The 21,950-nt window shown below is 59.6% G+C and carries 20 protein-coding genes and 2 pseudogenes; 12 read left to right on the top strand and 10 right to left on the bottom strand.

Annotated elements, in window-relative coordinates; genetic code table 11:
• Positions 1–50: 50 nt before the first annotated feature.
• The 4 genes from AB4Y34_RS34895 (at position 51) to ilvD (ending at position 4,718) form a co-directional block, all read left to right on the top strand.
• Positions 51–698 (top strand): LysE family translocator, encoded by a 648-nt coding sequence (locus AB4Y34_RS34895; RefSeq protein WP_368718619.1) that lies wholly within the window; start codon positions 51–53, stop codon positions 696–698.
• A gap of 23 nt (positions 699–721) precedes the next feature.
• The gene (locus AB4Y34_RS34890; RefSeq protein ID WP_368718618.1) at positions 722–1,153 is read left to right on the top strand and encodes an NUDIX domain-containing protein; all 432 of its coding nucleotides are present in this window, start codon (positions 722–724) and stop codon (positions 1,151–1,153) included.
• Between the two features lie 286 nt (positions 1,154–1,439).
• Positions 1,440–2,585, top strand: coding sequence for a branched-chain amino acid ABC transporter substrate-binding protein (locus tag AB4Y34_RS34885; protein WP_176106719.1), 1,146 nt, complete (start codon positions 1,440–1,442; stop codon positions 2,583–2,585).
• 270 nt (positions 2,586–2,855) lie between these two features.
• Positions 2,856–4,718: a dihydroxy-acid dehydratase gene (gene ilvD / locus AB4Y34_RS34880; protein ID WP_368718617.1), complete on the top strand. Its 1,863-nt coding sequence runs from the start codon at positions 2,856–2,858 to the stop codon at positions 4,716–4,718.
• A 120-nt stretch (positions 4,719–4,838) separates the two neighbouring features.
• Here the strand turns inward: ilvD and AB4Y34_RS34875 are convergent.
• Positions 4,839–6,048: pseudogene (locus AB4Y34_RS34875) on the bottom strand (GGDEF domain-containing protein).
• A 338-nt stretch (positions 6,049–6,386) separates the two neighbouring features.
• Between AB4Y34_RS34875 and AB4Y34_RS34870 the strand changes: the two are divergent.
• Positions 6,387–6,842: a CHRD domain-containing protein gene (locus tag AB4Y34_RS34870; protein WP_176106716.1), complete on the top strand. Its 456-nt coding sequence runs from the start codon at positions 6,387–6,389 to the stop codon at positions 6,840–6,842.
• Between the two features lie 49 nt (positions 6,843–6,891).
• On the opposite strand, the gene AB4Y34_RS34865 is transcribed toward AB4Y34_RS34870, so the two are convergent.
• From AB4Y34_RS34865 to AB4Y34_RS34845, 5 genes and pseudogenes are all read right to left on the bottom strand, one after another.
• Entirely contained in the window at positions 6,892–7,584 is a 693-nt protein-coding gene (locus tag AB4Y34_RS34865) for a cytochrome b/b6 domain-containing protein (RefSeq protein ID WP_368718616.1), read from the bottom strand.
• 88 nt (positions 7,585–7,672) lie between these two features.
• Positions 7,673–7,916 (bottom strand): annotated as a pseudogene (locus AB4Y34_RS34860) (GGDEF domain-containing protein); the annotation flags it as partial.
• Positions 7,917–8,126: 210 nt separating this feature from the next.
• Positions 8,127–9,368, bottom strand: a complete 1,242-nt coding sequence (locus AB4Y34_RS34855; protein WP_368718615.1) for an FkbM family methyltransferase — start codon at positions 9,366–9,368, stop codon at positions 8,127–8,129.
• Positions 9,369–9,622: 254 nt separating this feature from the next.
• Positions 9,623–10,081, bottom strand: a complete 459-nt coding sequence (locus AB4Y34_RS34850) for an MEKHLA domain-containing protein (protein ID WP_176110466.1) — start codon at positions 10,079–10,081, stop codon at positions 9,623–9,625.
• A gap of 530 nt (positions 10,082–10,611) precedes the next feature.
• Positions 10,612–10,935, bottom strand: coding sequence for a nucleotidyltransferase domain-containing protein (locus AB4Y34_RS34845; protein WP_368718614.1), 324 nt, complete (start codon positions 10,933–10,935; stop codon positions 10,612–10,614).
• Positions 10,936–11,182: 247 nt separating this feature from the next.
• Between AB4Y34_RS34845 and AB4Y34_RS34840 the strand changes: the two genes are divergently transcribed.
• Positions 11,183–11,773: a GNAT family N-acetyltransferase gene (locus tag AB4Y34_RS34840; protein WP_368718613.1), complete on the top strand. Its 591-nt coding sequence runs from the start codon at positions 11,183–11,185 to the stop codon at positions 11,771–11,773.
• A gap of 167 nt (positions 11,774–11,940) precedes the next feature.
• Here AB4Y34_RS34840 and AB4Y34_RS34835 read toward each other — a convergent pair whose 3' ends face one another.
• The 4 genes from AB4Y34_RS34835 to AB4Y34_RS34820 all read right to left on the bottom strand — a co-directional run bounded on the left by AB4Y34_RS34835 (position 11,941) and on the right by AB4Y34_RS34820 (position 14,174).
• The gene (locus AB4Y34_RS34835; RefSeq protein ID WP_176121358.1) at positions 11,941–12,450 is read right to left on the bottom strand and encodes a GNAT family N-acetyltransferase; all 510 of its coding nucleotides are present in this window, start codon (positions 12,448–12,450) and stop codon (positions 11,941–11,943) included.
• A 100-nt stretch (positions 12,451–12,550) separates the two neighbouring features.
• The gene (locus tag AB4Y34_RS34830) at positions 12,551–12,940 is read right to left on the bottom strand and encodes a VOC family protein (protein ID WP_176383998.1); all 390 of its coding nucleotides are present in this window, start codon (positions 12,938–12,940) and stop codon (positions 12,551–12,553) included.
• 104 nt (positions 12,941–13,044) lie between these two features.
• Positions 13,045–13,578, bottom strand: coding sequence for a GNAT family N-acetyltransferase (locus tag AB4Y34_RS34825; protein WP_176383996.1), 534 nt, complete (start codon positions 13,576–13,578; stop codon positions 13,045–13,047).
• Between the two features lie 119 nt (positions 13,579–13,697).
• Positions 13,698–14,174 carry a GNAT family N-acetyltransferase gene (locus tag AB4Y34_RS34820; RefSeq protein WP_368718612.1) on the bottom strand — a complete coding sequence of 159 codons (477 nt, stop codon included), beginning with the start codon at positions 14,172–14,174 and terminating at the stop codon, positions 13,698–13,700.
• A gap of 1,296 nt (positions 14,175–15,470) precedes the next feature.
• Between AB4Y34_RS34820 and AB4Y34_RS34815 the strand changes: the two genes are divergently transcribed.
• From AB4Y34_RS34815 to AB4Y34_RS34790, 6 genes are all read left to right on the top strand, one after another.
• A complete protein-coding gene (locus AB4Y34_RS34815) occupies positions 15,471–16,043 on the top strand; it encodes a helix-turn-helix domain-containing protein (RefSeq protein WP_176383993.1) in 573 nt (190 codons plus the stop codon).
• 344 nt (positions 16,044–16,387) lie between these two features.
• Positions 16,388–19,144: a TonB-dependent receptor gene (locus tag AB4Y34_RS34810; RefSeq protein ID WP_368718611.1), complete on the top strand. Its 2,757-nt coding sequence runs from the start codon at positions 16,388–16,390 to the stop codon at positions 19,142–19,144.
• A gap of 162 nt (positions 19,145–19,306) precedes the next feature.
• Positions 19,307–20,026: an energy transducer TonB gene (locus tag AB4Y34_RS34805; RefSeq protein ID WP_368718610.1), complete on the top strand. Its 720-nt coding sequence runs from the start codon at positions 19,307–19,309 to the stop codon at positions 20,024–20,026.
• A gap of 108 nt (positions 20,027–20,134) precedes the next feature.
• Positions 20,135–21,043: a MotA/TolQ/ExbB proton channel family protein gene (locus AB4Y34_RS34800; protein WP_176383986.1), complete on the top strand. Its 909-nt coding sequence runs from the start codon at positions 20,135–20,137 to the stop codon at positions 21,041–21,043.
• A gap of 31 nt (positions 21,044–21,074) precedes the next feature.
• On the top strand, positions 21,075–21,500 hold the full coding sequence (locus AB4Y34_RS34795) for a biopolymer transporter ExbD (protein WP_176126190.1): 426 nt from the start codon (positions 21,075–21,077) through the stop codon (positions 21,498–21,500).
• Positions 21,501–21,509: 9 nt separating this feature from the next.
• Positions 21,510–21,941, top strand: a complete 432-nt coding sequence (locus AB4Y34_RS34790; RefSeq protein ID WP_176369457.1) for a biopolymer transporter ExbD — start codon at positions 21,510–21,512, stop codon at positions 21,939–21,941.
• The last annotated feature ends 9 nt before the right edge of the window (positions 21,942–21,950 follow it).

The raw sequence follows: 21,950 nt of genomic DNA, 5'->3' as shown, positions 1-21,950 counted from the left end.
ATCATGTCTGGTCTGTTGGAATCCAATCACAACGAACTCCCGGACCTGCCATGTCATTCCATACCTGGTTGCTTTTCGCCGCTGCCTATCTGCTCACCACCATTTCGCCGGGACCGAACGTTCTGCTGGTGATCCGCAACTCGGTTCGCTATGGAAGCCGCGGCGCGGCCGCGAGCGTTGCCGGCAATCTGCTCGCGCAAGGAGTCGTCGTCGCGCTCGTGGCGTTCGGTGTCGGCGCGGTATTGACGACGCTGCCGCCGCTCTTCGTCGCGATGAAAGTGCTCGGCGCGGGTTATCTGATGTATCTCGGCATCAGGCAACTGCGCGGCGGCGGCAACAGGCAGGCAGCGCAGGCCGCGCAGCCCACGGGCGTCGCATCGCCCGCTGATACGTTCGAGCGCAGCAAAGTATTCCGCGAAGCGTTGCTCGTGTCGGGCAGCAATCCGAAGACGATGATCTTTCTTTCGGCGTTCATGCCGCAATTCATCGACCACGAGCGCGGCCTGCCGGAGCAGTTCATCGTGATGTATCTGACGATCGCGGTCACCGTCGCGCTCGTACACACCATTTATCCGCTCGGCGTGCGAGGTATCCATAAGCGCGTCGGAGCCAGCCGGTGGATCGCGGCGATCAAACGCGGCAGCGGCCTCGTCTTCGTCGCGCTCGGCATCAAGCTGCTGACCGCTCAGCGCACCTAGTCCATCACGATGGCTGCAAGCAAATGAGCCGAATGCAAAGCGTCGTCGATGTGAACGTGCTGTTTCTGAACGGGCAGGGCGAGTGCCTTTTCATGCAGCGGGCGAATACCGGTTTCAGGGACGGCCAGTACGCGCTGATTGCCGGCCATCTCGAACCTGGCGAATCGATCGAAGAGTGTGCGATTCGCGAATCGAAAGAAGAAGCGGGCGTGACGATTGCGCCCGGCCAACTCGAATTCAAGCTCGTGATGCGGCGCGACTCGGACACGAACCGCATCAGCTTCTTTTTCGCGTGCCGTTCATGGCAAGGCGAACCGGCGAACATGGAGCCGCACAAGTGCTCGGGCTTCGTGTGGGCGAAGCCGGACCAGCCGCCGGCGCCGATCGTCGACTATGTGGCGGCCGCTCTCGCGCATATCCGCGAGGGCGTGATGCTGGCCGATTTCAAGCCTTGATTGCTCCGTACCGTTGCCGAAGAATAAGCGCGAGATTCAGCTTTATTGGCTGAGTTGACGCTTATTTCGTCTCTTTTACTGACGATTCCCTCAGCAAATCGAACGCGCAATCTCTCGCTTCAATAGAGCGACGAAACGACCGCTCATTGACGCCGCGCCAATCCCCATTGCGCGCGAATTTGTCGCTTGCGCCGGTTTTGCGTTATCGTGCTGCACCAAAAATGGCGGAGCTGGCGAATTGCCCAGCCGTCCGGTTGGCAAGGTAAGTAAAGAGGAGATGTGTCGTATGTCGTTCAAGCTTCACAAACTGCTGCCGCTCAGCGCGGCAGTCGTCGCATTCGCGGGCATTGCCGGTACGGCAAATGCGGATCAGGTCGTCAAGATCGGTCACGTCGGTCCGTTGACGGGCGGCTCCGCCCACCTCGGCAAGGACAATGAAAACGGCGCGCGCCTCGCGATCGAGGAAATCAACGCGAAGGGTCTGACGATCGACGGTCAGAAGGTGACGCTTGTGCTCGACGCGCAGGACGACGCGGGCGACCCGCGCCAGGCAACCCAGGTCGCGCAGAAACTCGTGGACGACAAGGTCGTCGCGGTGGTCGGCCACCTCAACTCGGGCGCGTCGATTCCGGCATCGAAGATCTATAGCGACGCGGGCATCGTGCAAATCTCGCCGTCGTCGACGAACCCGGCCTACACGCAGCAGGGCTTCAAGACGACTTACCGCGTCGTCGCGACCGATGCACAGCAAGGTCCGGCACTCGCCGCCTACGCCGCGAAGACCCTGAACGTGAAGACCGTGGCCGTGGTCGACGATTCGACCGCCTATGGCCAGGGCCTCGCGAACGAATTCGAAAAGACCGCGAAGTCGCTCGGCCTGAAGGTCGTCTCGCACGACGCGACCAACGACAAGGCGGTCGACTTCCGCGCGATCCTGACCAAGATCAAGGGCGAGAATCCCGACGCGATCATGTACGGCGGCATGGACGCGACCGGCGGTCCGTTCGCGAAGCAGGCGCGTCAGCTGGGCCTGCGCGCGAAGTTGCTGTCGGGCGACGGCGTGTGCACCGAAAGCCTCGCGGACCTCGCCGGTCCGGCGGCGGGCAACGTGGTGTGTTCGCAGGCCGGCATGGCCGTCGAGCGCATGAACGGCGGCGCGCAATTCGCGGCGAAGTACACGAAGCGCTTCGGTCATCCAATCGAATTCGACGCACCGTTCACGTACGACGCGGTGTATATCGTCGTCGACGCCATGAAGCGCGCGAACTCGACCGACCCGGCGAAGGTGCTGGCCAAGGTGTCGAGCACCAACTACAAGGGCGTGACCGGTGAAACGACGTTCGACGCGAAGGGCGACCTTCAGCATGGCGTGATCTCGCTGTACGACTACAAGGATGGCAAGAAGTCGCTGCTCGACGTCGTGAAGATGTAAGAGCGCAGACGCGTCAAAAGCGTTGAAAGCACGAAGGGCCGATGAAGCACCGCTTCATCGGCCCTTTGCTTTGACTGAAGTCGAGCGGCGTAGATCGGCTAAGCGGTCGCTGCATCGATTGATATTTTTTGCGACCTAATCACGCAGAAAAAATATATTGGACGTCTTACAGGCGTTCTTGCACTATTCGTTTCCAGCGCCGACTCCGCGCTGCGATCCCCACGCCCGCGCGGCGCTCAAAACCGATAACAGCAATACCTGAGGATACAGATGCCCAACTATCGCTCACGCACTTCAACTCATGGCCGCAACATGGCCGGCGCCCGCGCGCTGTGGCGCGCGACCGGCATGAAGGACGACGATTTCGGCAAGCCGATCATCGCGGTCGTGAACTCGTTCACGCAGTTCGTGCCGGGCCACGTGCATCTGCGCGACCTGGGCGCGCTGGTCGCGAAGCAGATCGAAGCGGCCGGCGGCGTGGCGAAGGAATTCAACACGATCGCCGTCGACGACGGCATCGCGATGGGTCACGGCGGCATGCTGTATTCGCTGCCGTCGCGGGAACTGATCGCGGACTCGGTCGAGTACATGGTCAACGCGCACTGCGCGGATGCGATGGTCTGCATCTCGAACTGCGACAAGATCACCCCGGGCATGCTGATGGCCGCGATGCGCCTGAACATCCCGGTCGTGTTCGTGTCGGGCGGCCCGATGGAAGCGGGCAAGGTCAAGTCGCCGACCGACGGCCAGGTGATCGCGAAGATCGACTTGATCGACGCGATGATAAAGGCGGCCGATCCGAAGATCAGCGACGCCGAAGTCGCCGAAGTCGAGCGCAGCGCGTGCCCGACTTGCGGTTCGTGCTCGGGCATGTTCACGGCGAATTCGATGAACTGCCTGACCGAGGCGATCGGCCTCGCGCTGCCGGGCAACGGTACGGTCGTCGCGACGCACGCATGGCGCAAGGGGCTGTTCGAGCAGGCGGGCAGCCTGATCGTCGAGCTGTGCCGCCGCTACTATCAGGAAGAGGATGCCTCGGTCCTGCCACGCAGCATCGCCACCAAGCGGGCCTTCGAAAACGCGATGACGCTCGACGTCGCGATGGGCGGCTCGACCAACACCGTGCTGCACCTGCTGGCCGCCGCACAGGAAGCGGGCGTCGATTTCACGATGTCGGACATCGACCGCATCTCGCGCAAGGTGCCGTGCCTGTGCAAGGCCGCGCCCATGACCGACAAATACCACATCGAGGACGTGCATCGCGCGGGCGGCATCATCGGTATTCTCGGCGAGCTCGCGCGCGCGGACCTGCTCGATCTGTCGTGCGGCAACGTGCATAGCGGCACGCTCGGCAACGCGATCGCGAAGTGGGACATCGCCGGCGGCGCGGGCGACGAAGCGCAGAAGTTCTTCCGCGCGGCGCCGGGCGGCATTCCGACCACGGTCGCGTTCAGCCAGGAAGCGACCTACGCGACGCTCGACACGGATCGCAAGAGCGGCTGTATCCGCAGCAAGGAAAACGCGTATTCGAAGGACGGCGGCCTCGCGGTGCTGTACGGCAACCTCGCGGAGAAGGGCTGTATCGTGAAGACCGCGGGTGTCGATGAATCGCAGTGGCTGTTCTCGGGCCGCGCGCGCGTGTTCGAAAGCCAGGACGACGCGGTCGATGCGATTCTCGGTGACAAGGTCGTGCCGGGCGACGTCGTGGTGATCCGCTACGAAGGTCCGAAGGGCGGTCCGGGCATGCAGGAAATGCTGTACCCGACTTCTTATCTGAAGTCGAAGGGCCTCGGCAAGAGCTGTGCGCTGTTTACCGATGGCCGCTTCTCGGGCGGCTCGTCGGGTCTCGTGATCGGCCATGCGTCGCCGGAAGCGGCGGAAGGCGGCACGATCGGTCTGGTCGAAGACGGCGACGTAATCGAGATCGACATTCCGCAGCGCAAGATGCATCTGGCGGTGTCGAATGAAGAGCTCGCACGCCGTCGTGCGGCGATGGAAGCGCGCGGCGCCGACGCATGGCAGCCGACCAATCGCGAGCGTGTGGTGTCGCAGGCATTGCAGGCGTATGCGGCGCTCGCGACCTCGGCCGATCGCGGCGCGGTGCGCGATATTTCGCAATTGAAGCGCAAGTAAAGCGCGGATCAGCGCGACGGCCCTGTTCGCGGTGACGCGGACGGGCCGAACACAGACCGGTATGCGGGCGACCGCATGCCGGTTTTTTTTGCAGTGGCAGTGCCCAGCGCGGAACCTTCCTTAAGCCGGAAAACTGGAAACGAGGCCATCGGCAGGCTGCGAAGATGCTGCAACCATCACGCGGTTTCTGCCGTTGGCTTTCGCTGCATAGAGCGCCGTGTCGGCTCTCGCCATCACCGAGGCAACGGTATCGCCATTACCGAATTCGTCGACGCCAGCGCTGAGTGTGCAGGCGACATCACCGGTCGGAGCACGCGCAACAGACGCCGCGACGAGTGCGCGCAACCGGTTCGTGAGATGGGCCGCTTCGTCTTTGCCGGTCAGTGGCATCAGCAGCGCAAACTCTTCACCGCCGATGCGGCCAAGGACGTCGGTTTGCCGTAGTTCGCGCGATATCGTCAAGGCAACATGCGCAAGGGCCTGGTCGCCGGCTGCATGCCCGTATCGGTCATTGATGCCCTTGAAGTTATCGATGTCCAGGATCGCGATGGACAGCTTCGACTTCGCCACCTTTGCCAACTCGAACAGCGCCTCCGCGCGCGCGATGAAAGCGCGCCGTCCGAGCGCGCCCGTCAGATCGTCGATGGTGGCGAGGCGTTCCATCCGCTCCGCCAGCCGGTCATGAGCCAGCATTACCATGCCGACCGACAGGCATGGCAAAGTCAGTATCGCCATGCCGAGAAATGCGACGTTTAGCGGCGTTTCCTCCAGAAAGACCGATTCATGCGCTAGCCCCGACCCATATACGACGCAGCGGGCTGCATGGACGACCGCCCCCCAACACCGCGGCAACAGCCACGAAGTGGTAGCCGTATTTCGGTCTGCCCGCCGGCCGATACCGTTGCACGATCCAGGCGATCGCAAATCGGATGTAGGCGAGAAAACCCGAGATCATCGCGCCCCGGGCACTGACGTCAGGCGACACGTAAGTCCAATAAACGAGTCCCGCCAGGATCGCGCACAGCGCGCCGTACTCCCGGATTACCGATGGCGGCCGATGAAAGAATTGCCGGAAGCCGTGAATCGCGAGGAGCGACGCGACGAGCAGCAATACGCTCGCGCCCAGTACGACGAGATCAGACCTACGGAACAGGAGGAGCGTGGCCGTGACGGACAGCAGACCACTCGCCACACACCAACGGCGTATCCCCGGAACCTGAGTGTGAAACAGCGAGCCTAGAACGGCGACGCTCATCAGGCAGGACAGAATCGCAATGCCGATTAGCGCGTTCGGGATGGACATGGCAGCGTAACGATGGGTGTGATCCATGAAGGCGCCTGGCGCAATACGAGGTCGCGCCGGTTACATCCGCTGCCTTCGCGCAAAGCGCATATCGTACCGGAAGAATTTTTCGCTTTGGATCGATTTTTCAACGATTTTCGCCCAGCGTTTTCCTTTCGGCTCGCTGTCCACACTTGTGGGACGTCGACGTAACGGGGCGGTCGTCATGCCCTGACCCGAGTTCGGCCTGATGCGAACTTCGCGTAACGGCCGGCTTGCGTCTATGCTTGACTCACTTGTTCGGCTGTCTACGACGTCGACGAGCTCTTCTGCAGTCTTCAATAATCGCCCGTTCACCAAGGGCAAACCCAACAGGAGAAAACCAGATGTCACGATCCATCACGCGGCGCGCTTTCATGGTGTTCGGTGGTTTGGCCTTAGCGGGTACGCTGACCCTGGCGCAAGCGGCGCCCGTCTCGTTCGCGGTGCCTTTGACGGGCGCTCAACAGGTTCCACCGGTGCAAACTCCGGGCAGCGGCAACGCCAAGCTCACGTACGACGCCAGCACACGGGTCGTCACCTGGAACATCACCTTCAGCGGATTGACGAGTCCGACGACGATGGCGCACTTCCACGGACCCGCGCCGGCCGGTAAAAACGCCGGCGTAAAAGTCTGGATCTCGCAGAAAGGCTCCACAGAGGTGACGAGCCCGATCACCGGTCAGGCCACGCTATCTCCGGACGAAGCCAAGATGTTCGAAGCGGGTGAGATGTACATCAACGTTCACACGAAGAACAATCCGGACGGCGAGATTCGTGGCCAGGTGACGCCGCCGAAGTGAAGGCTGAAGCAGGCACGGTAGCCGCCCCGATACCGGGTGCGCGGCTTGCTCACAGATATGCCGCAAGCAGCATCACTACGGCTACGCCGACGCCGAGCGGCAGCAGCGCCAGCAGCGCTGGCGCCTGCCGCGGCGCGTCCACGGACGAGGGCAGCAGTTTGTAGCCGGTCAGCATCGGACGAAGCAGGTTGTGTCCCTTCGCTACCGCGTAGACGGCGATCACGAGCACATGCAGCGCCACGGCCGCGAGCAGCACGTACCAGACCAGCCCATGCAGCGCCGAGATCGCGTTGGCGAGCCACGCGGGCACGAGTTCGCTCAACGGGCCTTCGTCGGCGATGTCGTTGTTGACGTAGAGCCCGCTCAGCGTCTCGGTCAGCAGCAACGCGAGCAGAAATAGAACCATCCAGCCGCCGGCTGCATTGTGGCCGACCTGCACATCCTGTTCGCGATGAAACAGCCGGCGCAAATGACGAAGCGCGGCCGCGGGCGACGCCACGAAACTGCGAAAGCGCGCGGTCTCGCTGCCAAAGCAGCCCCACAGCAGCCGGAAAATAACCAGGGCGAGCAGCGTCTCGCCGACGCGCACGTGCCAGTCGATCCAGTTCAGCTTCAGGGTGATATAAGCCGCAGCGACCAGCACGACCACCAGCCAGTGAAACAGTCGCACGGGCGCGTCCCAGACCAGCACCCAATGGGGCATTGGCTGTGTCGGCCGCGTGACGGGTTTGTGTGCATCCATGTGTTGGGCCTACGTGCGCAAGCGGCGGTTTGGCGATGTGAGCTCGGGCGGTAGCGGGCGATTAAGCATACCTCTCACCGATCTCGTCGAGGACGAGCAGATAAGCCGGTGAGAATCACGAGATTACTCACTGCGGGGCCAGCGGCGCCGAGCGGTTGAACCCGAAACAAGGCCGCCGCGCAACCCAGTCCAAGGGTGGCATAGCCGATCGCCAGCGTTCGCAATTCCTTGCTGCGCTTCGGATGAGACGAGTGTTCCCCATACATCATGGCGGAACTGGCTAATAAGGTTCCAATCACGAGAGGGTATAGGGTGGCTAGATCGATTTTCATCGCTGACTTCAGAGCGCGTCCCCGCAATGACGGGGAAAAGGTTGGAGACTACATATGGGATAACGGCAAATGCCGCGCATGTCTGCGAAATGATAACGGAATGGGTCGCGGGGAAGCCCGTAGCGGTCGTGGCATCGGTGTCCCAGTGCACGTCGTGCCAGGCAGCGCGATGGAGTAGAGCGCCATTACGTCTGTGCGCAGCGGCAACCACTAGTTGAGATGCTTGTTAACCGCCAGGAAAATCAACTGGGATTCGTTGCCTTTATGGCTCACGGTAAAGCCATTTTGCTCGAGGAACCGCAAAAATGCCAAACCGTCACCCCTATCAGATCCACCTGCCTCGCCAACGATCACGCGAACCTTCTGTGACAACAGTCGGCCGTGTGGAAACAAAATGGCATGCTCCGAGCCTTCGACATCAATCTTCAACAAATCCAGCACTTCCGACGAAAAGCCCCGCAGTAGCGTCGGAAAATCCGTTACGGGGACCTCGACTGTCTCCGCTGAGGAATGCTCGTCCATGTTCAGCTTATTTCCGCCAGTGTTGTCGGAGCTAATAAAAAGCGTGCCCACGCCAGACGCCGAAGACACCGCCATCTCCTTCAGCTCGATCGAAGATTGGAGCTGGTTGAGGCCGATGTTCTTCCGAATCAACTCGGCATTACCAGGTGCCGGCTCGACAATGATTATCTGCATGGGCTGTTTCAACAGCGCACTGACCTGAATAGAGAACGAACCGATATGGCCGCCGAGATCGAGTACGGTAGTGCCATGGAAGTCGATTCCTGACAGTTGGTCGAGATATTCGGACCTTACCTCATCGACAATACCCTCATCCATTGTGCCGGTTCGCACCGCAAACTGAAAACCGTACCTGCTTACGATGACTACGTCGCCCGGCGCCTTGTTGTTCGCCACCTGCTCCGCGAGTTGCCTCGGTGACTCGGGATTGGGAACCGTACTGAGGCGGAGACTCCTGTCGGCAATAACGATATAGGCGCCATTCGCAAACGGCACTTGCATCTGCGCGATCCTCTCTGCGTACTGTGGCGGAATCTGATTCAACATTGCCCGGTTGATTACCATCAAGCGCACCTGCGGAGAATATTCTCCGATAGGACACAGTTCCAGCCTGCCGTTCAGCAACAACGGACGAACCATCCCAAATACCTTTTTCCAGTAGTTTGGGACCGCAATGGTCAACTGATCATCCGATTTCAGCGAATTGAGATTGGGAACAAGCCACATCAGCATCTCGATTGATTGTTCGTCCCCTGCTTGCTTCGCAAGAATCTTTACAGCTGACTCATTCTTTGGTTTTCCGAGAAACGGTGGCGCTGCACTGAAGAGCTTCAAGCGAGCGCGAGTATCAATGTAACTAAAAGCACGTCTTAGCAAGTTTCGGGTGCCGCCCGACTTATAAGCCGATGCTATTTTCTGAATTAGTTCCATCTCGAAATGCCCTTTCCGATGAGTGCATTAAGATCTAAATGTGCGGCGGGGGAGTTTAGCCGCAGGCATGTTCTTTATAGGTTACGTGTTTTTTGAGCTTCCCAGCAATTTATTTTCTTGGCCGGCCCAACAAGCGCGCGTAAGACCTTTGCCTTCATTCTGTTCGGATGGGGTACAAGACCGCGCAGGAAAAACTCATTCGCGATTCGGGCGTGCCATACACGATCGTGCATTCCACACAGTTCTTCGCGCGGTCAGATGTCGCGCGTGCGTGGGATGACCACCGCCTGGCCGTGCAGTGTGCCGTCCGCGTCGAGTAGCTGCCACAGTGTGGCTTGCTCGATGATGAAGCGCTCGCCAGACTTGGTGACACGCACGCCCCTGTAGTTCGTCTCGTAGCCGAGCCGCTGCACGCGTTCGAGGAATTGCTGCCGTTCTTCACGATTCGGGGCCTCGGCGGAAAGCCGGGACGGCAACCTGGTGATTTCATTCCAGCTATATCCAAAGCGGCGCTGTGCGGCCTTGTTGCCGTAAATAAAGACCGGGTCTGGATCGGTATTGTGCGCGAGTACCGCGAATGGGGCATGTTCATAGAGCCATTCGGTCGCTTCAATAACGGACATGACGTGCGGAACCAGGCGGTGACCGACTAGCCGGGCGTAACTGTCGGAAAGGAGTTGGTAAAAAGCCGGATTACGGTGGAGTGGAATCATCGGGTTTATCTCGACGAAGAACATTGGGGACACTGGATCACGGAATCCTGATCCAGATTGTCCATGATTGGCGCATCCAAGTCGAACAACCGAGACCTGACGGGGACAACGGTGTCGAGCGGCCGATCGACACCGTTGCCGCACCAAAAATCCCGCCGAAGCGGACCTGCCGCGCGCCTCATGCAAAAGCCATGACCCGACCCACGAAACCGACGCTCGATCTCCCGGATCCTCGTGATGACCCACGCCGCTATACACGCCTTCGAAGGTTATGCGGATCACTTCCCGCACGGCGTCAAGGGAAGCGCCAGGGTTCAGCGCAGTCTCCAATATGCCGATATGCTGTTCGTTGATTTCTCTTAGACTGCGGAAACTGTGGTTTGGGCCCAGGTACCAGTTGCGGCGAATAGCAAGGTAATCCTCAAGCAAAACGAACAAAAGCCAGTGAAGACGGAAGTTGCCCTCCACGTCCCCTTTGGCTGCTCGCTCAAGCATCTTCTCTGCCCAGATTTTTCTTGCACATCGTCAGGTCATGCGTCAAAGAGGGCCTTCACACCATCAAGAACCTTGTCGCCAAAACCGTTCTGCTGAAAAAGTACTCGCCCGCCGTTGATCCGGATCCAACTGGGATCGGCTACATCATTCGATGTTTGTACGAATAGATCGAGAAACAGACCATTCCATCGCGACGCGACGCGCTGGCGCTCACCGGTGTTCCGAAAGGCAATTACGTCAATATCGCTCGTAGCCTCCCAATCGTCACGTGCAAGGGAACCATAGAGAATCGCTGTGTGGCACCCGTATGTCAGACGCAGGTCGGCGACTAGAGATTCGATCAACTCGTCGTTAGTCATTTTCCACCGGCACATGTTGGTGATGTCACGATGGTCGCGGATTTTGGCAGCGGTGCGGACGACGGACTGTGGCCGACTAGCGCCCGACGGCCGAGTGCGGCGATCACATCGGGTCAGCAGTCCATGCAAACGGTAAGAAACGACCGGAGGCCGTCGCGTGGCTTTTCCACCGCGGACATTGAATCATATGTCGCCGGCCGAATTGTTGACGAATAGTTTTTGATTATACTACTTCACCGTGCTTTCAATGGAGGACGACGTGACGAGGGTTCACATCGATGTACTACCGCGTGAAATTTTAACGGCACGCCTGAAACTTGTACCGGCATGTGAGCAATTCACGCATGAGTTGCACGAATACTCCATTGAAAATCGCGCTCACCTGCAGCCTTGGGAGCCGCTTAGAGCCGAAAGCTTCTTCGAAAAAAAATCAGTTAGCCGACGGCTGTCCATGATGGCGCACAACAACAACTCAGGAGTCGCAGTGCATCTGCTCCTATTTTCGCTTGGAACCGGCGAAATAGTCGGCGAATGCAACTTCACCAACATCGTGCGTGGCCCGTTTCAGGCATGTCATCTTGGGTTTTCGCTTGCCAAACGGTTTGAGGGACAAGGTTTGATGCACGAAGCATTGACCTCTGCGATCACCTATATCTTTGACGAAATCGGCTTGCACAGAATAATGGCGAATTTTAGACCTGAAAATGTTCGTAGCGAACAACTATTGAAGCGGCTAGGGTTTGAGCGTGAAGGCTTGGCTCGTTCCTATCTGAGGATCAATGGGGTATGGGTCGACCACGTTCTCACATCGCTAATCAACCACATTCGAGAACGTTGAACCAGTCTGGCAGCTTTCGCTCCTACCTTTCTATCTTCACGGACGCAAAGCTGGCGGCGCCGTCGGAAGAGCGGAAATAGGTTGAGCCTACCGGAAAAGGGCCCAACGGATCTTCATCGTGAGCGATCAATTTCGTCACTTCCGGGCCGCAGCCGCCGGTCGCCGGCTCAGGCGCACGGAATATCCAACAAGGTCCGAATCCGCTTTCCCATCTCGAACGCGCGAATCTCGTAGCCCAATTCTCGGTACAGATTGACCGCCTGTTCGTTAAACTCCCAAACGGCTAGTCTGATATCGGTGGCACCCTGCTTCCGCGCCCACTCTTCTGCGAGTTTAATAAGAGAGCTGCCGACCCCGCGTCCTCTGATTTGTTCTAAAACTGCGACGGAACCGATGCGACCGACGACCATCGGCTGCAATAGCGGGCTTATCGGCTTCACCACCTGAATCGTAATGAAACCGACGGCGTTGCTGCCAAACTCGGCAAGAAACGTCGCTCGATCTTCTCCTTGGAGGCTGGCGAGCCAGTGCGGTTCGTCGCGGCCGAATTCTGTGGTGGCATCTGCGTAGATGTCGGGGCGTGCCAAGTGGTGGCTCGCATTCAAAATTTGACCCAATTCGCAGATTGTCAGAACGTCTTCGATTGTCGCGCGTCGATAGCTTATCGGATAGGTCATCGTCAGCCCTGATGAGGGAAATTTTCGGGGGGCGGTCGCCTTAGTGCGACTCCACAAGCGACGTGCGGACCGCCGGTAAGAAGACCGATACGCGATAGGGTCAGGCGCTCCACGCTGCATTTTGCAAAACGAGCCGATAGCCGTCAGGATCCTCGAATGTTCGACCCGACACGTCCCAGTAAGGATTGAACGACTTTACGCAAACAAATCCATTTTCGACAAGGCGATCACACATCGCCCTCCACACTTGTCGATCCGGTATGTAAAACACCAGCAAGTCCTCACTCGTTGGGCGAGGCATCACGGGATGTTCGCTGCAATGGGTAAACTCGAAATGATAGTCCATGCTGGGATTTCCAAGCATCACCCCGTCGAATTCCTGATGATCCTGAAATCTGGCGAGCACGGCCAGACCAAGCGCTGAGCAATACATGCGTTCAGTACGGGCAAGATCGGAAACGGGCCGTGCGACTCTGAGATGCATCGTCATCGAATGGAATCGAGGAGATTGTTGAAAACGTATCAAACATCGGCTTGCAACACAAAGCCGAGCGACATCTGTGCCGAAGGATGTCGATCTGAAGGCCGAACCGCTTACACCTGGTTTGTGACTGGCAGGCGTGGAATTCGGTAAACGCAGGATGTGTACTTTGGCGTCACGCGGCTTTCCACGATGACGCCGCCTAACGATTCGGCAATGTGCCGGCTCGAGCGGTTCTCTTCTGCGACCGGATAGGTGAAGCTTGCACAGCCAATGGTTCGCGTTGCCCATTGCGCAACAGCAGTTACGGCCTCGCGGCCGAAGCCATTTCGATGACGATCTTCACGAATCCATATGCCGAGTTCCGGGCTCTCCATGCGTACGCGGTGGAGTCCGGCCAACCCAAGAAAACTCCCGTCTGCGCGGTGCCGTATCGCGAATACATAGTCTGACCCGTCGTCTATCGACGGTATCCACGACTGCCAGACCTCGTCGAAGTCTTGCCGGGATGCCGGCGTGTCCCAGGCCATGTGACGGGTGAGCGAAGGGGTGATGCATGCGAACGTGGCATCGGCGTCGCTGGCCGTGAACGGTTTAATCAGGAGCCGGGTTGATTCAATCTGGATTTCTGTTGGCCGCTGCAGCATCTCAGGCTTCCGTCGAGGTTTGTCCATATGTCGACGAATTAGAAACATGCATCGACCGGTTGGATCCGCCGCCGACTATTACCCCCTGCGGGCAACAGTCGTCGGTCAAGAGAGGCACCTTAGCCACCCACGATGACAAGCTTCGTCATTGGCACGCAAGCCAATTCCAGTCCGCGCGCGGTACGGTACGTTGAAACCGAATCGCCCGACCAGCCACAATTACGATAGAACGGTACCGCGTTCAGCGTAGCATCGAGCCGCATTGCGTCAAGGCCGTGCTCGGCGGCCAACGCCTGAAGAAAATCCAGCATCTTGCGTCCAATGCCGCGACCCATATGAGACGGCCGGACGAAGATCGCGTCGACTTGCCCGCTTGCGAGCGTAAGCATCCCTGTTCCGACAACCGATCCCCGATCGACGACGACATAGAAGTCACGTTCGACAACGCTAACCCATTTGTCGCCTGGCGAGCCATCGACCCACGCCGACAGGGCCGCTCTGGGATAGTGCTCAGCGCACGCTGCATGCACCGATGTTTTACGGATATCCCACGCGTCGAACGCGTCATCGCGATTCGCTTTTCGTATCGTCAGCACGCGACGCTCCTTGATTCGAGCGGCCAAAACGGCACGTCGGCAACGTCACCGAGAACGGAAACACGTACTCTGTCATGCATGCAATCATTCCTATTTGCGCCAACGCAATTAAGAGCGGCGTAAAAGACGCGGCCCCGTCATGATTCGCGGGGCCGTTGGAAAAGGCTGTATACAGTGTATGGACGTCGCGATCCCCACGCCTCACCACTGGCGGTCACGATGCACGTGACGACATTGAGCGCGTCGGAGTTCATTGAAGCATGTTGCCTTTCGAAGAAAATGCCGTCAATGTCGATTTCCGGATTATCAACAATCCGCGGGGCGTCGTGAATCTTTGAAAGTAGCCGGTCGGCGTCCCCTCGCTGACGGGCCATCATCCTACCGCTCAGTCTGTTCTGCCATTTCAGGTGCGTCGTCTACCTTGCCAGTTTGTGTGGCCACGCAGTAACTGCACAGCCCGAAGGTTCTTGCTGCGACGATAGATCGTAAGCGGACGCTTGACGACGTCCCTCGGAGGCCAGGCGCAGCCGGGGAGTGCTTATGGCATGAGCCCGGCATAGTCGTCGGCGTTTTTCGACGAGCGAGTAAAGATCAGCACTGGCTTGCGCCCCGGCAACGGTGTCGGCGAACAGCCATGACTTCCGGTCAACGACGACTGGGATGATTATGAGCGATGCCGTTGCATAGCTCGTTCGTTCATCTTGTTAAGGGCTTTTACGCTGGCCACTTCAGTTCCTCAACGACAAGCCATGCACGATTCCGCTCCTATTTTTTTTGGTGAAGCTCGATTCCACTAAACTTGTCCATGCCGGCGGTGTTTGCACCATGACTCTACGCCTCCGTTCGGCTCGAACGGGGGGCGCTAGCCATCTAATTATTAAAACTAGCAAGAAGGGTTGACTAGAGGAAGTAATCTAAAGCGACGTTCTGTGCATAGAGAACGCCATGACATTTTTGGTGCGAAATCCCCAATGCGATGCATTTGGGGGAATTGTGTCTAAGGTTGTTGCGCCAAGGCGGCGAATTTCCGAAGGCTGGAACTTCAGGTTTTCTCAACCAACGTTTTTATTTCGGCTGCCGCCGGGCGACGCTAGTCATTTGATAAACAAAGCAATCTTGATCAGCCGGGGGCGCAATGCCGCTTTTACCTTCAAAGCTCGAGCGACGCGCTGAAGTGAAATGAGTGCAAGCACCAATGCGGCGCATTGGCGTAGCGTGGCCTAAAAGAAAAAATAGTTTGCTCTCATCAAACAAATTTTGACGCGGATTTTTTTACTGATATCTTTAGTTACAAATATGAAACGTGATGAACGAGCAAGCACTGCCCCTCTTGTGCTGGGCAGCAAGATTAGAGCGTTGCGCAAGCGACTCCAACGTACCTTGGACGAAACTGCAACGGCGGCGGGAATATCGAAGCCGTTCCTTTCTCAGGTCGAGCGAGGACACGCGACGCCGTCCATTTCGTCATTGGCCGGCATTGCGCAAGCGCTTGGAGTAACGATGCAGTACTTCGTCGAAACGCCGACCGAAGCGAAATCCGTGCGGCGCGCAGACGAAAGGCAGTACTTCAGCTTTGCCGACTCGGCGAATCAGTTTGCTCGCCTCACCAACGCAGCGGTCGGCAGGCAGCTCGACGCGATTCTCGTCCGAATGCCTGCAGGTCAGCCGCCGTCGGAAGTGACGACACATGCTGGAGAGGAGTTTCTCTATGTGCTCAGCGGTCAGATATCGCTGAGTCTGGAGGGCAGTACGTTTGTGCTTGATCCAGGTGACAGCGCGCACTTCGAGTCGACGGTCCCGCACGGCTGGGCCAATGCGGCTAACGAAGAAACCGTGATTGTCTGGGTAGGTTCGCCGAGATTGTTTTAAGCATTGGTGGCTTCGCTGCGTTCGCGGCGAATCTCCGTTTCATACATTTGTCAGTCCTAAGTGTATGAATCTATGCTGAATACAGAGTGATCCATCGATTCCTTGCGAACGATGGTTAGGGATTCGTTTTGCCTGGATTTTTCAGCAACCTCAATATGTACATTTTGGTTTCCTATTTGATATTCGCCGAAGTGGTTTAGGAGTGGCTTTGGTTGTTCGCATAGTCGGTGGTATGCGGGGGTCATGAAGTAACGGGGCGGTCTCGGACGGGTGCCGCACGGGGGAAAGTGCCAAAGGTCTTCTCTGGCATGTCGACTTGGGTCAATGACACACGAAGGGAAAAAATGAAACTCACGGTTTTGGGATCTGCCATACGGAAAATAGTGTGGGCAGAGATTGCGCTGACAGCTGCGCTTGGGACCACGGCGTTTGCACAGGTTCAGCCGGCAGCAACCGCGGCGGCGACGAAAACTGACACGGTCTCCGCTCAGAAGGATGGACAAGACGCGAATGCGACGGCCGCCGCACCGAGCGCGGCATCGGGCGCTTCGGCGGGCACCAGCTCGGTGAAGCAGCTGCAGAAGTTCGAGGTGACGGGTTCGCTGATCCGCAGCGCAGACAAACAAGGCCGCACTGAAGTTCAAGTCATCACCGCGAAGGAAATCCAGCAAAGCGGCTACACGACCGTGGCCGACTTCCTGCGCGGCACAGCCGTCAACTCCGCAAGCAGTTGGTCCCAATCGACGGCTCAGAGCTCGGCCCCCGGTGGCGCGGGCCTTGCGCTGCGCGGCCTCAGCGAAAAGTACACGCTCGTGCTCATCGACGGGCAGCGCGTGGCCAACTACGCACAGCCCGTCAACTTCACCGACACGTTCTTCGACATCAACACGATCCCGATGAACATCGTGGAGCGCATCGAAATCGTGAAGACGGGCGCAGTGTCCGTGTACGGTTCCGACGCGATCGCGGGGGTCGTGAACATCATCACGAAGAAGAACTTCGAGGGATTGCAGATCGACGGTCAGCTTGGCAAGGCCCAGCATCCCGGTAACGCTCAGGGCACCTTCAGCGTCCTGGGCGGTCTCGGCAACCTGACTTCCGACCGCTGGAACATCACGGCGGCCGCGAGCTACTACCGCGACAGCGGCTCGACGCTCGCCGACCGCGACATGACCAAAAACCAGGACTTCACGCAGTTCCCGGGCGGTAACGCGGCGCCGCTAGGCCCGAACCAGCAGTCGTACTGGCAGCTCGCGGACGGCACCCATCAGGCGCTCAATCCGTGTCCGCCGGGCAGCAACGCGACGGCGACGGGCGGCCAGTCGTGTACGTACAACGTGGCGAACAGCACGTCGCTGATCCCGTCAACGACACGCCTGAGCGCAAAGGTGCGTGGCACGTTCAAGATTGACGACACCACCGAGGCCTATGCGGGCTTCTGGGCGAGCCGCAATGAAACCGTGCAGTTGAACGGTCCGGCGTCGCTCAGCAGCCAGACCAACGTGTTCGACCCGTCGACGGGCACGGTCTCGCCGGTCGGGCGCACCGTCTCGGCTTCGAACCCGTTCAACCCCTTCGGCGTTCCTACGCTGATCAACCTGACGTTCCCGAACAACGTATCTGTCTGGGATACGACCTCGACGTTCCTGATGGCGAACACGGGCGTCAAGGGTTCGTTCGACACGCAGAAGTTTGGCGCCTGGGATTGGTCGGCAGAGTACGCGCATTCGCAAAGTACCGTCGCAAGCACCTACTCGAACCGGCTCAATGTGGCTGGCCTCGAGAACATGCTCGCGAACGGCACCTACAACTTCTCGAACCCGAGTTCCACGCCGAACGGTCTGAACGGTGTGTTCCAGGATGACAACCAGCTGTCGATCACGAAGCTTGACCAGGTGCTCGCGAAGGCCTCGACGACCAGCCTGTTCACGCTGCCGGCCGGCGGCGTGGGGCTCGGTGTCGGCACTGAGTTCCGTCACGAGTCGACGGTCATCAACTCGCAGACCTATGCGACGCAAGGCATCACGGCGCCTGCGAACGTGCAGTCCGTGGACGGCGAGCGCAACGTAGCGGCCGCCTTCTATCAGGTCGACATTCCGATCATCCGCAACCTGACGTTCACGCAGTCGGGCCGTTACGACCACTACAGCGATTTCGGCGGTGCCTTCTCGCCGAGCTTCGCGCTGCGCTTCCAGCCGGTTCGCATGCTGACGGCGTACGCATCGTACAGCCGCGGGTTCCGCGCACCGACGCCGGTCGAGAACTCGCAATCGGTCTATCTGGCCCACCAGAACCTGGTGGACCCGAACGATCCGAGCGGTGTGCCGACCAAACACTTCACGACGGAGCAGACGACCGGCAACCCGAACCTGCAGCCTGAACACACCAAGAACTACAACATCGGCTTTACGCTGTCGCCGGACGCGACGACGGACTTCGGTGCGGCTTTCTACAAGGTGCACATCGACAGCGTCATCGGCACGCCCGATCCGAACGCGATCTTGCAGGCGAACGATCCGAATTTGGTCGTGCGTAACCCGGACGGCACCATTCGCTACATCAAGATGCCGTTCGTGAACCTGGGCTCGCTCGATACGGACGGCTTCGACCTCGATTTCCGCAAGAGCGTGGGCACCAAGTACGGCACGTTCACGCTCGCGGGAGACTGGACCTACGTCTGGCACTTCAAGCTGAAGAGCGGTGGCGAGACCCAGGACTTCGCGGGCAACAACCTGGCGCTGCTGCAGCCGTTCGGCGCGAGCAACCCGCGCTGGAAGGGCAACACGAGCCTGAGCTGGGATTACCGCCAACTGACCACCACGCTCACGTGGCAGTACACGGGCCCCTACACGAACGCGGTCGCGGCCGAGTTCGGCGATGGCGGCACGCTGTCGGTTGCCTCGTACAGTCAGTTCAACCTGGTGGCCACCTATCGCGGCTTCAAGAAGTGGACCATTTACGGTGGTATCCAGAACCTGTTCGACAGGAAGCCGCCGTTCGACGTCGAGTGGCAGTCGACTCCTGACATCACGGGTTACGACCAATCGCTGTACACGAACCTGGGTCGCTTCTTCCAGGTGGGTGCGACTTATCGCTTCTGATCGTGGCAGGCCGGCGCCCGATAGTGCGAGGCACCGTCGGGCGCCGGCCCGCGTGTTATGGCAGTGGCAAGAAATCCCTTGTGAACAGCCTCGTTCGCGGTTCGTGGCGCGACCAGCGCCGCGACTACGGAACAGGTGAATCACGCTGCGAGGATCGAAGGTATGAAAGTAGAAGCAAGCATGACTGCGACATCAGCCGTGGACGCGGGTGGGGTCGCGCGACCCGGCCGCCCGCGCGAATTCGGGCGCAAGCAGCAAAATCCGGTTCGCCGCTTCGGCGGCATCGCAGTCGTCATCGTCCTGCACATCGTGCTGATCTATGCGCTGCTCAACGGCCTCGCGACCAAGGTCGTGCAAGTCATTCAGCATCCCATCGAAACGAAGATCATCGAGCCGGTCAAGCCGCCGCCTCCGCCGCCCCTGCCCGAGGTGAAGCTGCCGCCGCCCAAGTTTGCGCCGCCACCGCCCCCCTTCGTGCCGCCGCCCGAAGTGCCGGTGCAAGCGCCGCCGCAGCCGACCATCGCGCACACGGCCGCGCCGGTGCAGTCCGCGCCCGTGACGGCACCACCCGCACCGCCTGCGCCGCCCGTCAAGGCTGCCGCGCCAGTGCGCACGGAAGTCGGTGTCGTCTGCCCGAATTCCGATCAGATCCGCAGCTCGATCGCCTATCCGAAGGAAGCGCAGGAGAACGGCGATACCGGCGAAGTGTTGATCGAATTTACCGTCGATCCGGAAGGACATCTCGGCAACGTTCGTGTGGCCAAGTCGTCGGATCACGACAGTCTGGACGAAGCGGCATACAAGGCCGTCAAGCGGTTCAACTGCATCGCGCAGGGCCAGGCCGTGCGCGTGCAGGTGCCTTTCTCGTTCAACCTCAATTGACTCGACAGATAACAAACCGCGCACGCTGCGCCCGCGGTGCAGGCTCGAAAGCCTGCACCGACGGTTTAACCCGATTTCTTAAGTTCAACGTTTGAACTGGAGCTCAACATGAATAAGCGTTCCGTCGCCACCCTGGCAACCAGCCTCCTGATCGCTGCCGCCGCGGTGAATACCCTCGTCGCACCGCAACTCGCGCATGCTCAAGCAAGCGCGGCCGCCTCCGCCGCGCCCGCCGTAACAGCACCGCAGATGAACGCGTCCGCCACCGCAGCCGACGAGCCGGCGCCGCCGCCCGCTCCGGCGGCGACGCAATCCGTCGAGAACCCCTACGGTCTCGGCGCGCTGTGGAAGAACGGCGACTTCGTCGCGCGCTTCGTGCTGCTTCTGCTCGTCATCATGTCGATGGGCAGCTGGTACATCATGGTCACGAAGTTCTTCGAGCAGTTCCGCGCCAACCGCCGCGCAAAGCATGCCGACGAGCAATTGTGGAGCGCGCCGTCGCTCACCGAAGGCGCGCAGCAGCTCGACGAGTCATCGCCGTTCCGCTTCATCGCCGAGACGGCCATCGAAGCAGGGCAACATCACGACGAGGCGCTGCTCGAAGCCGTCGATCGCAACACATGGATCGACGTCTCGGTCGACCGTGCGATCACGAACGTGTCGAACCGTATGCAAGACGGTCTCGCGTTCCTCGCGACAGTCGGCTCGACGGCCCCGTTCATCGGTCTGTTCGGCACCGTCTGGGGTATCTATCACGCGCTGACCGCGATCGGCATCGCGGGCCAGGCCTCGATCGACAAGGTGGCGGGCCCGGTCGGCGAAGCGCTGATCATGACGGCCATCGGTCTTGGCGTCGCGGTGCCGGCTGTGCTCGGCTACAACTTCCTCGTTCGCCGCAACAAGTCGGTGATGGAGCGCGTCCGTGCCTTCGGCGCTCAACTCCATGCCGTGCTGCTCGCCGGCAGCAAGCGTCCCGCCCGTCCTGTCGCGGTGCGTTCCGCCGCGACCGCCCCGTAACCGGCAGTCTGAAGCCTGAACGAGGTCCACCATGGCCATGAGCGTGGGGCAAAACGAAGATAGCGACGATGTTATCGCCGCCATCAATACGACGCCGCTCGTCGACGTGATGCTGGTGTTGCTGATCATCTTCCTGATCACGATCCCGGTCGTCACGCATACGGTGCCGGTGCAGTTGCCGAAAGAGACGATCCAGCCGCTACAGACGACACCGACGAGCATCGAGATCGCGGTCAATCGCGACGGCGACTTCTTCTGGAACGAGAAGCACGTTGATAGTGCGACGTTGCTGTCCCGGCTGAAGGACGTCTCGATGATGCAGCCGCAGCCCGAGGTCCACGTGCGCGGCGACCAGAACACGCGCTACGAGTTCATCGGCCGCGTGATCACGAGCTGTGAACGCGCCGGCATCGCGAAAGTGTCATTTATCACTGAGCCGCCTGCGCGCGGCGGCTAGGAGGCGAAGATGGGAATGAACGTTCCTTCGGGCGGCGGTGGCGGAGATCCGGAAGTGATGGTGGACATCAACACCACGCCGCTCATCGACGTGATGCTGGTGTTGTTGATCATGCTGATCATCACGATCCCGATTCAGATGCATGCGGTGAAGATGAATTTGCCGGTCGGCAATCCGCCGCCGCCGCTCACGCAGCCTGAAATCGTGCAGATCGACATCGATTTCGACGGCACGACGACCTGGAACGGCACGCTGGTGCCGGACCAGGCGGCGCTCGAGGCGAAGCTTGCGCATGTCGCGGCCGAGCCCGTGCAGGCGGAGATTCATCTGCGGCCGAACAAGCTCGCGCCTTACAAGGATGTGGCGGCCGTCATGGCGTCGGCGCAGCGCGTTGGCGCCACGAAGATTGGGCTCATCGGTAACGAGCAGTACATGCAATAAGGACGGCGT

The sequence above is a fragment of the Paraburkholderia sp. BR10954 genome, from assembly GCF_040965775.1.
Classification (GTDB): Bacteria; Pseudomonadota; Gammaproteobacteria; order Burkholderiales; family Burkholderiaceae; genus Paraburkholderia; species Paraburkholderia youngii.
This window is presented reverse-complemented; position numbering and strand designations above follow the sequence as displayed.